At 56.9% G+C, this 13,243-nt stretch carries 13 protein-coding genes; 12 read left to right on the top strand and 1 reads right to left on the bottom strand.

Going from position 1 to position 13,243, the window contains the following annotated elements; all coding sequences use genetic code 11:
* Positions 1-45: 45 nt before the first annotated feature.
* From M0D68_RS17265 to M0D68_RS17245, 5 genes are all read left to right on the top strand, one after another.
* Entirely contained in the window at positions 46-1,752 is a 1,707-nt protein-coding gene (locus M0D68_RS17265; RefSeq protein WP_211708081.1) for an FAD-dependent oxidoreductase, read from the top strand.
* 96 nt (positions 1,753-1,848) lie between these two features.
* Positions 1,849-2,874 (top strand): D-cysteine desulfhydrase family protein, encoded by a 1,026-nt coding sequence (locus tag M0D68_RS17260; protein WP_211708080.1) that lies wholly within the window; start codon positions 1,849-1,851, stop codon positions 2,872-2,874.
* Positions 2,875-3,054: 180 nt separating this feature from the next.
* Positions 3,055-3,939, top strand: coding sequence for a LysR substrate-binding domain-containing protein (locus M0D68_RS17255; RefSeq protein ID WP_200621048.1), 885 nt, complete (start codon positions 3,055-3,057; stop codon positions 3,937-3,939).
* Between the two features lie 113 nt (positions 3,940-4,052).
* Positions 4,053-4,475 carry a VOC family protein gene (locus tag M0D68_RS17250; RefSeq protein ID WP_211708079.1) on the top strand — a complete coding sequence of 141 codons (423 nt, stop codon included), beginning with the start codon at positions 4,053-4,055 and terminating at the stop codon, positions 4,473-4,475.
* Positions 4,476-4,541: 66 nt separating this feature from the next.
* Entirely contained in the window at positions 4,542-5,384 is an 843-nt protein-coding gene (locus M0D68_RS17245; RefSeq protein ID WP_211708078.1) for an oxidoreductase, read from the top strand.
* A 15-nt stretch (positions 5,385-5,399) separates the two neighbouring features.
* On the opposite strand, the gene M0D68_RS17240 is transcribed toward M0D68_RS17245, so the two are convergent.
* Positions 5,400-6,341 (bottom strand): LysR family transcriptional regulator, encoded by a 942-nt coding sequence (locus M0D68_RS17240; RefSeq protein ID WP_200651981.1) that lies wholly within the window; start codon positions 6,339-6,341, stop codon positions 5,400-5,402.
* 106 nt (positions 6,342-6,447) lie between these two features.
* Between M0D68_RS17240 and M0D68_RS17235 the strand changes: the two genes are divergently transcribed.
* The 7 genes from M0D68_RS17235 to M0D68_RS17205 all read left to right on the top strand — a co-directional run bounded on the left by M0D68_RS17235 (position 6,448) and on the right by M0D68_RS17205 (position 13,194).
* Positions 6,448-7,959 (top strand): CoA-acylating methylmalonate-semialdehyde dehydrogenase, encoded by a 1,512-nt coding sequence (locus M0D68_RS17235; protein WP_211708089.1) that lies wholly within the window; start codon positions 6,448-6,450, stop codon positions 7,957-7,959.
* A gap of 249 nt (positions 7,960-8,208) precedes the next feature.
* Positions 8,209-9,126 (top strand): LysR family transcriptional regulator, encoded by a 918-nt coding sequence (locus tag M0D68_RS17230; protein ID WP_200621045.1) that lies wholly within the window; start codon positions 8,209-8,211, stop codon positions 9,124-9,126.
* A gap of 188 nt (positions 9,127-9,314) precedes the next feature.
* Complete coding sequence (locus tag M0D68_RS17225) at positions 9,315-10,307, top strand: nitronate monooxygenase family protein (protein ID WP_211708077.1); 993 nt, start codon at positions 9,315-9,317, stop codon at positions 10,305-10,307.
* 71 nt (positions 10,308-10,378) lie between these two features.
* A complete protein-coding gene (locus M0D68_RS17220) occupies positions 10,379-10,921 on the top strand; it encodes an MOSC domain-containing protein (protein ID WP_128576377.1) in 543 nt (180 codons plus the stop codon).
* A gap of 384 nt (positions 10,922-11,305) precedes the next feature.
* Complete coding sequence (locus tag M0D68_RS17215) at positions 11,306-12,715, top strand: MmgE/PrpD family protein (RefSeq protein ID WP_211708076.1); 1,410 nt, start codon at positions 11,306-11,308, stop codon at positions 12,713-12,715.
* Positions 12,716-12,741: 26 nt separating this feature from the next.
* Positions 12,742-12,972, top strand: coding sequence for a tautomerase family protein (locus M0D68_RS17210; protein ID WP_054035934.1), 231 nt, complete (start codon positions 12,742-12,744; stop codon positions 12,970-12,972).
* A gap of 18 nt (positions 12,973-12,990) precedes the next feature.
* Positions 12,991-13,194, top strand: a complete 204-nt coding sequence (locus M0D68_RS17205; protein ID WP_093645835.1) for a tautomerase family protein — start codon at positions 12,991-12,993, stop codon at positions 13,192-13,194.
* The last annotated feature ends 49 nt before the right edge of the window (positions 13,195-13,243 follow it).

Below are 13,243 nucleotides of genomic sequence, written 5' to 3'. Positions count from 1 at the left end.
CCGTTGTCTCATCGCGAGCCGTCAACTGATGGTAAGGACACTCCCATGACATTGAAAGACGGTGTATCAGGGGGCCGTGTCACGCCTGAAGACTACAAAACCGTCGAGGCAGCACAACGTACCCAGATTGAACGACGCCGGTATCAGATGTACCCCCGTTTGACGGAAGCGCGGATAGCCAAGGCGGCTCGCTTCGGGACGACGGAACATTGGAAGGCCGGCGACGTTATGTTTCGCGCTGGAGAGCAGAGCGAAGGCATGAGAATCCTGACGCGTGGGACGGTCCATCTGATCGTACGAAACGGGTTCGGCCAGTCTCACCTTTTTCAGGAGGTCAGTGAGGGACACTTTCTCGGGGAGACGGCAACCCTCAGCGGCAAACCCTACCTCGTCGATGCGATTGCCATCACTGACGTCGACGCGTTCCTCATCTCGCCTGAGCAACTCCGGTCGCTTCTGATTGCGGAAGCTCAGCTTGGCTCGGAGATCATGCGCGCGTTTATTCTGCGACGCGTCGGATTGATTCAGGACGGTAGTGGTCCGATCCTGCTAGGGGCCTCAACCGATCCGAGACTCATCGTCCTCGCGGATATGCTACGACGCACCAATCACCCGCATCGGATTCTTGATCCGGTCACGGACGACGAGGCTCGCGATTTCCTTTCGAAAACACCGTACGTAGAAGGAAAGATGCCACTGGCCGTGCTGGTTGATGGCGCTATCCTGCACAATCCTGACGAAACACTCCTCGCGTCGAAGCTTGGTCTCCTGTGCGGCTTCGATGAAGCTGACACGTACGATGTCGTTATTGTTGGCGCCGGTCCAGCCGGACTTGCAGCAGCCGTGTACGCAGCGTCAGAGGGGCTATCCGTGCTGGTTTTCGATTCAAAGGGGTTTGGCGGACAGGCCGGTGCAAGCGCCAGGATCGAAAATTATTTTGGGTTTCCAACCGGCATTTCCGGTCACGTTCTCGTGAGCCGCGCATTTGAGCAGGCGGTTAAATTCGGAGCGGAAATCGTCATACCTACCGAAGTGGCAAAACTGCACTGCACGGAATCGCCCTTGAAGGTCGAACTCCGCGATGGGCGGTGCGCGCGAGCGAAGACGGTCGTTATAGCATCCGGTGCCGCCTATCGCCGCCCGCAGATTAAGGGTTTAGATGAGCATGGGATTCATGGTGTCAACTTTTGGGCGTCGTCGATCGAGGGGCGCCTCTGTCAAGGCTCGGAAATCGTGCTTGTGGGAGGGGGAAATTCCGCTGGACAGGCAATCGTCTTCCTGGCGAGCTATGCAGCACATGTACATGTGCTGATTCGACGCGAGAGCTTGCGCGACACCATGTCGAGGTATTTGATCGATCGCGTAAGCTCGATCGCCAACGTGACGATTCATAATAATGCCGTCATCGAGTCTATCGTGTCTGACGAGGACGGCCTGACGGAGGTTCATTTCTGCTCGACTGGGAGTTGCACGCGAATCCCGACTCGCCACCTCTTCCTTTTTACCGGCGCTGATCCAGCCACCGGCTGGCTACGTGGCTGCGGCGTGGAAGTTGATGACAAAGGTTTCGTCATAACCGGCCGCACGGGTTCGACGGAGTCGGCGCTCGCCCGCTTCGCCTTCCAGACAAGTGTTCCAGGCGTTTTTGCAATCGGCGACGTGCGCTCGACGTCGATCAAGCGCGTCGCATCCGCCGTCGGGGAGGGGGCTGCTGTAGTGTCGGAAGTCCATGCGCTATTGGCGGCCGAATAGCAATCGCAAGCAATGGATCGGCAATCTATTGCAGGCGAGGCAACTTCGACAATTCCAATCCGGGCTGAACGATCAGCCAACTTGTGGAGCGATTAAATGACATTACGAGTGCCCGACCTTTCCCGGTATCCCAAAGCGCAATTGCGCGACGGACCTTCACCGATTGTGGCGCTCCCAAGATTGAGCCAGCACTTGGGCGGCGCTGAAATCTATGTCAAACGAGAGGACGTTGACGGCCTTGGGGGCGGAGGCAACAAGCTGCGCAAACTTGAATTTCTGATCGGTGAGGCGCAGGCGGCCGGCGCGGACACGATCATCACGGTCGGCGGCCGGCAGTCAAACCATGCTCGGTTGACAGCAGCGGCGGCCGCGCGCGTAGGAATGAAATGTGAACTGGTGCTCTCAAGGCTGGTTCCGATCGAAGACGACGACTACGTCGAAAATGGCAATGTGGTGCTGGATCGTCTCTTTGGCGCACTCATTCACGACATTCCAGGAAACGTTAGCGCACTGCAGGTTGCGGAGGAACGAGCCGCAACGTTGCGCGGCGAGGGACGAAAAGTTTATGTGTGTCCGCTCGGTGGATCGAGCCCGGTAGGCTGTTTGGGCTATGTTTCCTGTGCACTTGAGATTCTCGACCAGTCCACGAAAAGCGGCATTCTCTTCGACCATATTGTCGTTGCGAACGGCAGCGGAGGCATGCAAGCGGGGCTTGTGGCCGGTGCTATCGCTGCTGGTGTGTCGCCAACGAAAGTGGTGGGGTATACGGTTCTTGCGCCGCTCGAAAAAGCTTATGCCACGACTTTTGAAAAAGCGCAGCAAACGCTTGACCTGATTGAATCAGGCCTCACGGTTTCCAGCGACGACATTGTTCTCCATGGTGATCAGCTCGGGAACGGCTACGGGTTACCTACCAGTTCAATGCGCCGGGCAGTTACGCTTTTGGCCAGCCAGGAAGGTCTTCTACTAGACCCGGTATATAGCGGCAAAGCGTTCGCGGGTCTGATCCAGAGCATCGAGAACGGAATATTCGGTGCGGGACAAAAAGTTCTGTTTCTCATGAGTGGGGGGACGCCTTCGCTGTTTGCCTATCGCACCACGTTTGAGTCCGCACTGCGCTGACGCATATGTGACGCCCAGGAACAATTGAATTGCCACTGACTGCAATAATTTCGCGTCGAAGCTCGTCCAGAATACGAGGCATTCCGATCGCGACCGAAACGCCATCGTGCGGCATCTGGAGGGCAAGCATTCGCGATTCGGCTAACGCTGAAACAGGCGCCTTTTTGACAGGACAGTGTTATGGATGTTGCCGATCTCAAGGCATTTGAAGCGGTTGCTCGCCACGGGAGCATGAACAGGGCGGCCGTCGAGTTGCATACTGTTCAGTCCAACGTAACGGCCAGGATCCGTTCACTGGAAAGAGAAGTGGGTGTAGCGCTCTTTCAGCGGCATGTCCGCGGTGTGAGTATGACGCCGGCGGGTCAGCGCATGCTTCCGTACGCGGCGCGAATTGCCAAGCTCGTTGCCGACGCCCGCGTGGCGGCCATGGACGACGGTCCGCCGCGCGGTTCCCTGGTGCTGGGAACCATGGAAACCGCAGCGGCTCTGCGGCTCTCGCCGATAGTAAGCAACTTCGCGCGGATGTATCCGCAGGTCAGGCTGTCGCTGACAACTGGAACCAGCCGCAGCCTCGCGGTGGATGTCGCGGAATGCCGTCTGGATGGGGCGTTCATAGCAGGTCCGCTCGACCACCCGGAGCTTCACAGCGAGACCATTTTCCGTGAAGAGCTGGTGCTGGTGACGCCTCGCAGCATATTCTCACTGGAGTCTTTGACGTCGATCCCGCACCTGAAGACGATTGTGTTTCGCGTGGGCTGCTCGTATCGGCATCAGCTGGATGCGCTGCTTCTGGAGAGGGGAATTCTCGTGACGGCGCTCGAGTTCGGCTCGCTGGACGCAATCATCGCGTGTGTGGCGGCCGGTATAGGAATCACGTTGCTGCCGCGGGGCGTGGTCGCGGTGGCAGCGCAGCAGGATATCGTTGCGATCCATGAGATCTCGCCCGAGAAAGCTGGTGTCGAGACGCTTTTCATCCGACGGCATGACGCCTACATTTCGAGTGCCATGCGTGCTTTCGTCGAGGTGTCGCGCTCGGCGCTCGGGCCTTTGATGGCGGCGGCGTAAGGGACGACCTGCGATTTTCGCAAACGCACTTCCTGCTTCCCCTGCATAGTACGTACATGCGAGGCCATTTCGGCGCTGGCTAATATTGTCTGAGTTTGAAAGGAGAGATTGCGATGGCTGCTGCACCTCTAACACTTGGCATCGACCATGTCGGCTTGACGGTCCGGAATTTGAACGTCACTCGGGACTTTTTCGTCAACGCCCTGGGCTGGACGCAGGTTGGTGAAAGACCAGCCTATCCGGCCGCTTTTGTGTCCGACGGGCGCGTCATGCTGACACTCTGGGAGGTCAAGGATCTGGCGAATCGTGTGGAGTTTGACCGCAAGGCGAATGTCGGTCTACATCACCTCGCGCTGCGGGTTGGCAGTCAGGAGGCGCTCGACGCCATTTTCGCGCAGGTTTCCGCATGGCCAGGTGTAGTGGTTGAGTTCGCACCGGAGAACCTGGGCGAAGGACCCAAGCGTCACACGATGGTGTACGAACCGGGCGGCATCAGACTTGAGTTCGACTTCGATCCGCGAATTCAGCCTGCTTGAGTTGAGCTGAGGCGCGGAGGAAGTGGTTCTGGCAATTCGAAGTTTACCCAAAGCGAGGTTTCAATCGTGAGCAAAACCGCCCAGCGGATTTTTTTGATTACCGGTGCAAGCTCCGGGTTTGGCCGTGCTTTGGCGAAAGCCGCATTGGCCGCCGGCAACATTGTGATCGGTACGGTAAGAAACCATCCCGCGAAAGTTGAATTTGAGGGATTGCATGCGAACCATGCGCACGGCGTACTCCTCGACGTGTCAGATTTCGATTCCATCGATGCCGCGATCAATGAAGTCGCCCAGCGCGTCGGCCTGATCGACGTTCTCGTGAATAGCGCGGGATACGGTCATGAAGGCATTCTCGAAGAATCACCGCTGGAGGAACTGCGTCGACAGTTTGATGTGAACGTGTTCGGCGCCGTGGCGATGATCAAGGCCGTGCTCCCGTCAATGCGAATACGGCGCACGGGTCACATCATCAATATCACGTCGATGGCGGGGCTCGTTACATTTCCCGGCATCTCATACTACTGCGGTAGCAAATTCGCGCTTGAAGGGATATCGGAAGCCCTGGAGCAGGAAGTACGCAGCTTCGGTATCAAGGTGACGGCCGTCGCGCCGGGCGCGTTTCGAACAGATTGGGCTGGGAGATCGATGGTGCGTACGGAGCACAGCATCGACGACTACGATACGGTGTTTGCGCCGATCCGCCGTGCCCGTTTGGCGAAAGACGGGAAGCAACCGGGGGACCCGGCTAAAGCGGCGAGGGTCCTGCTGGACCTGATCGACGAGGATGACCCGCCGGTCCACCTCGTGCTGGGCGATGACGCATTACGCGTGGTCCGGGACAAAATATCCGCATTGAGCCGCGAAATTGATGCCTGGGAATCCGTTTCGAAATCTACGGGGTTCTCGTGAAAGCGTATCGGGATGTTATGGCGGAAAGCCTGCGGCGAAAGTTTCCCTCAGATAGGCGACAAACAGTTCGACAGCGCGTGGTACGTGCGGGGTGTATGGCCGAACCACATAGAGTTGTTCGGCAAAGGTGCCTATTGGTCGCCAATCGGGCAGGAGAACGACAAATTTCCCCGATTGAATCGCGGCCTGTGCCGTGAAATCGGGTAGTAACGCGATGCCCAGATCGTCAAGGGCGGCGTCTCTCAATGCTTCGCTATTGTTAGCGGAAAGAGGGCCGTTTACCGTGATCATCAGAGGAGCGGAGTGCGTGCGTCGCGCTGTTCTGCGTTCGAACGACCAGATTCCAGACCCTAACGCACGAGGGTAAAACAGGCAATCGTGAGCGGAAAGATCCGCGGGTGATTCAGGCAGGCCTCGACGCTTCAGGTAAGCGGCTGTCGCGACGATCACAGATTGCGTCTCGCACAGCTTCCATGCGACATGAGTCTCTGGAACCTGGGCGCTGTGTCTGATGGCGAGATCGAAGCCCTCGGTGGTGATCGAACTCAGACGGTCAGACGCTTCAAGTTGTACGCGTACTTCGGGATTTGCCCGTAGAAACGCAGACATTCTCGGTACCAACTGCTGCCGCGTGAACGCCACCGGCGCCGTTACCCGGATCAACCCGCGTGCAACGCCCGCCATCTCCCGTACCGTCGCAAAGCTCGTTGCAATATGCTCATACTCCAGACGCGTGTTGTCGACGAGCCGCTGCCCGGCTTCGGTGAGTCGTACGCTGCGGGTGGTACGTTGCACCAGTGCGACGCCTGCGGCTCGCTCCAGTTCCGCGATGCGCTGGCTCATTGCGGCTTTGCTCACACCAAGGCGAGCAGCCGCCGCGGTGTACGTGCCTTGTTCGGCAAGAACCGTCAACCAGTGCAAATGCGTCCAAAGGCTTTCAACCTTTTGCGTGTTCATGTGCTTTTTGTTCACCATTGAAAACAATCATTTCAATCTTAGCGTCTTTGCATGGGCAATGGAGACTCCTAAACTTCATTCACCACCCATCAACCAAGGAATCGAGATGCAAGCGTTCAATGACACAGCCGACGTCACCCACTTTATTCATGGCGAGCGAGTACGTGGATCAGGCGTGCGTACCCAGGCGATTTTCAATCCTGCCACGGGCGAACGGCCACGCAAACTTGTGCTGGGCGACGTCGCAGATGTTGACGCCGCTGTGGCAAGCGCCAAGGCTGCATTTCCGAAGTGGAGCAATACGCCGCCGATTCGCCGGGCTCGCGTCATGCTGCGGTTTCTTGAGTTGATGAACAGGCATCGTGATGAGCTGGCTGCAATCATCACAGCGGAACACGGAAAAGTCTTCTCTGATGCTCAAGGCGAGGTGGCGCGCGGTATCGATGTCATCGAATTCGCGTGTGGCATTCCGCAACTGCTTAAGGGGGACTACACGGAGCAGGTTTCAACCGGCATGGACAACTGGACAGTACGTCAGGCGCTAGGCGTTGTCGCAGGCATTACGCCGTTCAACTTCCCGTGCATGGTGCCCTGCTGGATGTTTCCTGTTGCAATTGCGGCGGGCAACGCATTCATTCTGAAGCCAAGCGAGCGGGACCCGTCGGCGTCGTTGTTCATGGCAAGGCTGATGAAGGAGGCAGGCCTGCCCGATGGCATTTTCAACGTGGTTCAGGGCGACAAGGTTGCAGTCGATGCGTTGCTTGCGCATCCGGATGTGAAGGCGGTGAGTTTTGTTGGATCGACGCCGATCGCCAACTACATCTACGAAACGGGCGCGAGGAACGGCAAGCGCGTGCAGGCGCTGGGCGGCGCCAAGAACCATATGGTAGTCATGCCCGATGCCGATATCGATCAAGCTGTCGACGCACTGGTTGGTGCCGGGTACGGTTCTGCCGGCGAGCGTTGCATGGCTATTTCGGTTGCTGTTCTCGTAGGCGATGTTGCTGACAAAATCATTCCGAAGCTTGCCGAGCGTGCGCGCAGTCTCATTGTGAAGAACGGCATGGAGCCCGATGCGGAAATGGGGCCAATAGTTACGCAACAGGCGCTCGAACGCATCGAAGGGTACATCGCGATTGGCGTCGACGAAGGTGCAAAGCTGGTTGTTGACGGTCGCGGCCTTAAGGTAGACGGCTTCGAGGGCGGTTTCTTCACGGGCGGCACGCTGTTCGACAACGTCACGCCGGAGATGCGGATTTACAAGGAAGAAATCTTTGGACCCGTGCTTGCCTGCGTCCGTGTGAAGGACTTCTCGGAAGCGGTCGATCTGATCAATGCTCATGAGTTTGGCAATGGTGTGGCGTGCTACACGCGGGACGGGCACATCGCTCGCGAATTCGGTCGGCGCATCGAAGTAGGGATGGTCGGAATCAACGTGCCCATTCCGGTTCCGATGGCCTGGCATGGTTTCGGTGGCTGGAAGCGCAGCCTGTTCGGCGATACGCACGCATACGGCGAAGAAGGTGTTCGCTTCTATACAAAGCAGAAGTCGATCATGCAACGCTGGCCGGAAAGCACGGAAAAGGGTGCCGAATTTGCAATGCCTACGGCGAAGTAGGCTAACTGGCATGGCATGTGATTGGACGCCGCACGCAGCACGGTGCGGCGTTTTTCTTTGTGTGAAGTCGTGGCCGGGCAATGAGTTAAACGCCCGGTCTGCAATCGGCACTTTGAACCCGGTACCTTGACATAGATTTACGCCACGATGGAAAGAGAGTTTTTCCCGCCCACCGGTTGACGGTACGTCCAGCCGAACTGAACACTCGTATAGGTTGTATTCCAGAGCGAGAATCAGATTGGGGGCGATATGAATTTCTCATCGTTAGAAATATTTTGTGCTGTCGCCACCGAACAGAGTGTGACCCGGGCGGCTCGTCATCTGGCCCGTGTTCAGTCCAATGTAACGATGCGCGTGCAACAACTGGAAGAGGAGTTGCAGGTCCAGCTTTTTTCCAGAAGTGGAAAACGGATGAGCTTGACGCCGAGTGGCCGAACAATGCTGGGCTATGCGCAACGGCTCTTGTACCTCGCAGAAGAAGCGAGGCTTGCGATGAGTCCGGAGCAGCAGCCCGGACGATTGAGCATCGGCGCTATGGAAAGCACGGCAGCGGCGCGCCTTCCGGCCCTGCTCTCGAAGTACCACAGCAGGTGGCCGCAGGTCGGGCTGGAGATTTCGATCGGTACGTCACGTTCACTGGTCGATGATGTGGAGAGAGGACATCTCGACTGCGTTTTTGTCGCGGATAGTAGTTTTCCGGGCACACGCGATCCGCGACCAAAGTTCGCTGCGCGCGGGCTACGCGCAACGCGCGCATACCGGGAGGATCTACTGCTTGTGTTGCCGCCCAACCATCCAACGGTAAACCGGCCTACGGATCTCAGGATCAAAACGCTGGCCGCTTTTTCCGATGGTTGTGCCTATCGGAACGTACTCGAGCAATGGTTGGGCATCACTGGTCTGGAGACGGGCGGTGGCTGGAAAGTCACGGAGCTTGTTTCGTATCACGCCATTCTGGCCAGCGTTGCGGCGGGTTCGTGTTTCGCACTTTGCCCGAGGTCCATTCTGGATTTGCAGTGTGTTCCGATGGATATTTGCGCGCAGAAATTCGCCACGATCGATACGTATCTGGTTGCACAAGCGAGCTATGAGAGCAGCGCTTACAAAGAGCTGCTTCAATTTCTTCAGACTGCGATGTACTCGGAGCCCGGAGGCACCAACAACTGATAAACACGCCTGGCGAGCGTGTCTCACCCCCAACGGCGGGCGTTTGCGACCATTCACTGCACCCTATCTATCTAAGAGATTACTGGTATCAAAACAAATCGTTTCTTGTGCTGCGATCTGAGTAGCAGTATTACACCTGTGATTGCAGACGAGACAGATTCGTTGACGAAAAAAGCGAGGAGACGACGATGTTTGAGCGATACGAGCAACTTAAATCGATACTTGGTGTGGATCATCCGATACTGCTTGCGCCGATGGACCGGGTGGCCGGCGGCAGGCTTGCCGCAGCGGTCACTGACGCAGGCGGGTTCGGAATAATAGGTGGCGGGTACGGCGACGAGACGTGGCTGCGGGAGCAGTTTGCCGCAGCACGTGGGGCCCGGATCGGGGTGGGGTTCATTACATGGAGTCTATCCAGGCAACCGCACCTTATCGATGTCTGCATTGAACATTCACCCGCCGCGATCATGTTTTCGTTCGGTGACGCGAGCAAACATATCGAGCGAACGAAGAAGGCAGGAATTCTCGCGATCTGCCAGGTTCAGACTGTTGCGATGGCACGTGAGGCGGTTAGCCAGGGCGCGGATATTATCGTCGCTCAAGGTGCAGAAGGCGGCGGTCATGGCGTTGCCTGCGGCACGATCTCACTTGTTCCAGCCGTTGTGGACGCTGTGGGTGAGAGGGTGCCCGTGGTTGCTGCCGGCGGCATCGCCGACGGTAGGGGTTTTGCAGCGTCTCTTACGCTTGGCGCCTCGGGCATCGTGTTAGGAACCCGCATGTACGCAAGCGAGGAGGCGATCGGGCACGACGATGCCAAACGACGGATCGTCGACTGTACGGGCGGTGAGCAAACCATCCGTGGGATTCTGTTTGATATAGCGCGCGATAACGTTTGGCCGGCACCGTACACGGGCCGGGTGCTGCGAAACGAGTTCTCCGAAAAGTGGGCTGGGCGTGAACGCGAACTCTTTCAGCAAATACATGAGCAGCGGGCGAGGTATGCGAGTGCTCGTGAGAATCACGACTACGACACCGCTGCCGTGATCGCGGGCGAATCTGCTGCCTTGATCCACGATGTGCTGTCGGCCAGATTGATAGTTGAAAACATCGTCAGGGAAATGGACACGATACTTGGCTACTCGCTTTACGCGAAAAATAGGACGGTGACATCATCAACGTAACCGCCGCCCGGCTGCTCGCTGTTAGCGTGGGTTCGAGTGCCCCATTGGATGTGGGGAGCGCGTCGCAAGGGATGGTAGTTAACTCCGGAATACGCAAAACCCCTGTCAGCTCGCTTCACAACCAGGCTTCTATCGAGGTTCGCAGGCTAGGCCTGGTCGGCGATGAGCAGGTAGACCTTAGTGTGCATGGGGGCCTTGAGAAGGCTGTGTATATGTATCCGGTCGAACACTACGAATGGTGGCGGGAGCGCCGGCTGGAAGCGGGCGTTGCGGGTGCCGACGATCCGCTGCCGTTTGCCGCGGTGGGAGAGAATTTGACGACGTGCGGGCTGCTCGAAACCCAGCTCTGGGTTGGGGACCGAATGTTGATGGGTGACGTCGAATTTCGCGTCGAGTCACCCCGGAATCCCTGCTACAAGTTTAACGCCGTGATGGGATATGTACGCGCAGCCAAACACATGATGATGAGCGGCTACTCTGGTGTTTATTTAAGCGTATCCAAAACCGGTTTCATTTCAGCAGGTTCGCCTATTCAAGTGATTCCCGGTCGTCGGCAGGAGTCGATAAACGCAGTGCTGGACCTGCGACGCAGCCGAGCGCGGCGCGAACCGTAAGGCGTACATTGCGTCCGCGTCTGAAGCCATCAGCGTAGAGGCTGTTTGTGATTGAGACCGAACCAGATAGCTCGATTCCGGCGACGAAATAGTCCCGGAAACTATTGGCCGTTGAGAAACAGCAAAAACCGGGGCAAGCGAGCAGACTCTTTTGTGCGGGTCCGTTGGCGCAGCGACCGCACTAACGAGGATCCTGGTGTGGCAGAGTTATCTCTGGGATAGATAGCGGTATGTAATACCTTCGCTTGATGTTCGGCTCAAACGGTGCGAGTTTGTATTACTGGATTGAGAACCACAATGTCACATTGAACTCGACATCAGGGTGAGGAAACAATTGGATTGCCATTCGAGGCGATCCGGTTTTTTTGGAGGGACAGACTTCAAATGAGTACACCTACGACTGCTCAGCGTATCGGCCGTTTTGCATACGACGCACGCGCGGAGCATCTTACGCCCGGCACAAGGGCAATCTTCAAGCGGAATATTCTCGACAGCCTGGGTTGCGCCATAGCAGCGCTGCCAGGTAAGCCGTTCAAGGCGCTTCGCGATCAGTTCGACGAGTACCGTGGCTCGGGGACCTGTTCATTGATTGGAGGCGGCAAGACTTCGCCCGATCAGGCCGCGTTGTACAACACGGGTTTGGTCAGGTACGTCGACCTGCTGGATAGCTACATGTCTCCTGGCGGACTCTGTCATCCAAGCGATAACTTCGGAACCATTCTGGCCGCTGCTGAACATGCGTCCGCAAGTGGTGAGGAGTTCATGCTGGCATTGGCAACGTCCTACGAAATTGGCTGCCGCATTACGGCGATCGTTCCCGTTATGGCCAAGGGGTTCAATCACGCAATCCAGTTGGCGATGTCTGCCGCGGCAGGGTCGGGAAAGCTGTTCGGTCTCGATGCCGATCAGATCGCAAACGCGATTGCAATCGCGACGATCGACAACATTTCGCTGTCGTGTGTGCATTCCGAACCGGTTTCGCAGTGGAAGGGCTTTTCTCCCGGTATCACGGGTATGAGAGCCGTTTATTCAGCGTCTCTTGCCAAGCGTGGCTTTACAGGCCCTCTGCGCCTTTTTGAGGGTCCCAATGGTCTGGTGCGAATGTTTGACCAACCGCTCGAAGTCGATTGGGAAGACCAGCGGCTCGAGGTCGTTCACCAGACGGTCATGAAGAAATACTGCTCGCTTATTCACGGTCAGCCCGTTCTCGAAGCTACGCTCGCGTTAAAGCGCAAACATGGTTTGAAGGGCAGTGACGTGGATGAAGTCCAATGCGACATCTTTCAGACTGGATTTGAAATTGCCGGCGGCGGCAGCTTCGGCCCAAAGGATAACCCGCAGACTAAAGAGCAGGCGGACTACAACCTCAAGTACCTGATCGCAGCAGCGTTGCTTGACGATCAGGTTGGCCCGGCTCAGCTCGAGCCCGAGCGTGTACAGGCTGCCGATGCACAGGCGTTGCTCAGGCGAGTGACTGTGAAGCCTGATGCTGAATTCTCGGCGCAGTATCCGCGCGAGCTAAACACGCGTGTGACGATCAAATGCAAGGATGGTCGTGTGCTGGCCGAGGAGCATGTGGGTTTCGAAGGCGGATTGGATAACCCGTTCACGTGGGAACGTACCGTCGAGAAATTCAACTGGTTGAGCGAACAGTACGCGGACCAGGTGCTTCGAAATCAGATCATCGATCTGGTTTCAACGCTGGAGCAACAGTCAATTGAAGAGTTGATGACCATTTTGGTGAAGGTAAGTCCTGAACCACGATTCCCGGTTATGCATCCGGGGATTCAATAGTCCAGAGAGATTTTTAGGAGATATATATGGCACTCATTTCTTGTGACATGCGTTTTGGTCGGACCGACGAACAGAAGCGACTGCTTGCTGCCGGATTACTCCGGGTGGTCAGCGCCGCGACGGGCGAGACGAAGAACGACATTTTTCTCGTGATTCGCGAAGGACGCGGAATCAACTTCGTCGAGCACGGTGAGCATCTTCCCGAATATGTCGAGGGTGCGGCGAACGACAAAGAACTTATTGAGCGTCTTAAATAGAACTACCGGAGAGCCATCATGCCTTTCATCGAATGCCATATCAAGACCGGTCTCACGCATCAACGACGTGAACAACTTATCAGGGACATCATCCAGGTCACGCACGACTCGATCGGGTCGGATCCGAAGATCATTAACGTGATTTTGCATGAACATCCGGCTGAAAATATCAGCATTTCCAGTCGGATCAATGGGGAGGACTTCAAGAAATCCGCAGGATAGCCGCGCGAAATTTCGCGTTAAGGACTTCCTCTGCGTTCCGCCGACGTCG

It is taken from the genome of Paraburkholderia sp. SEWSISQ10-3 4 (genome assembly GCF_030464785.1).
Lineage (GTDB): Bacteria > Pseudomonadota > Gammaproteobacteria > Burkholderiales > Burkholderiaceae > Paraburkholderia > Paraburkholderia aspalathi.
The sequence above is the reverse complement of the archived record's forward strand: the minus strand, read 5'-3'. Positions and strand labels throughout refer to the sequence as shown.

Excerpts from the sequence above, each read along its gene's own strand:
- M0D68_RS17265 (WP_211708081.1), top strand. The coding sequence starts at position 46 with ATGACATTGAAAGACGGTGTATCAGGGGGCCGTGTCACGCCTGAAGAC.
- M0D68_RS17260 (WP_211708080.1), top strand. The coding sequence starts at position 1,849 with ATGACATTACGAGTGCCCGACCTTTCCCGGTATCCCAAAGCGCAATTG.
- M0D68_RS17255 (WP_200621048.1), top strand. The coding sequence starts at position 3,055 with ATGGATGTTGCCGATCTCAAGGCATTTGAAGCGGTTGCTCGCCACGGG.
- M0D68_RS17250 (WP_211708079.1), top strand. The coding sequence starts at position 4,053 with ATGGCTGCTGCACCTCTAACACTTGGCATCGACCATGTCGGCTTGACG.
- M0D68_RS17240 (WP_200651981.1), bottom strand. The coding sequence starts at position 6,341 with ATGAACACGCAAAAGGTTGAAAGCCTTTGGACGCATTTGCACTGGTTG.
- M0D68_RS17235 (WP_211708089.1), top strand. The coding sequence starts at position 6,448 with ATGCAAGCGTTCAATGACACAGCCGACGTCACCCACTTTATTCATGGC.
- M0D68_RS17230 (WP_200621045.1), top strand. The coding sequence starts at position 8,209 with ATGAATTTCTCATCGTTAGAAATATTTTGTGCTGTCGCCACCGAACAG.
- M0D68_RS17225 (WP_211708077.1), top strand. The coding sequence starts at position 9,315 with ATGTTTGAGCGATACGAGCAACTTAAATCGATACTTGGTGTGGATCAT.
- M0D68_RS17220 (WP_128576377.1), top strand. The coding sequence starts at position 10,379 with ATGGTAGTTAACTCCGGAATACGCAAAACCCCTGTCAGCTCGCTTCAC.
- M0D68_RS17215 (WP_211708076.1), top strand. The coding sequence starts at position 11,306 with ATGAGTACACCTACGACTGCTCAGCGTATCGGCCGTTTTGCATACGAC.
- M0D68_RS17210 (WP_054035934.1), top strand. The coding sequence starts at position 12,742 with ATGGCACTCATTTCTTGTGACATGCGTTTTGGTCGGACCGACGAACAG.
- M0D68_RS17205 (WP_093645835.1), top strand. The coding sequence starts at position 12,991 with ATGCCTTTCATCGAATGCCATATCAAGACCGGTCTCACGCATCAACGA.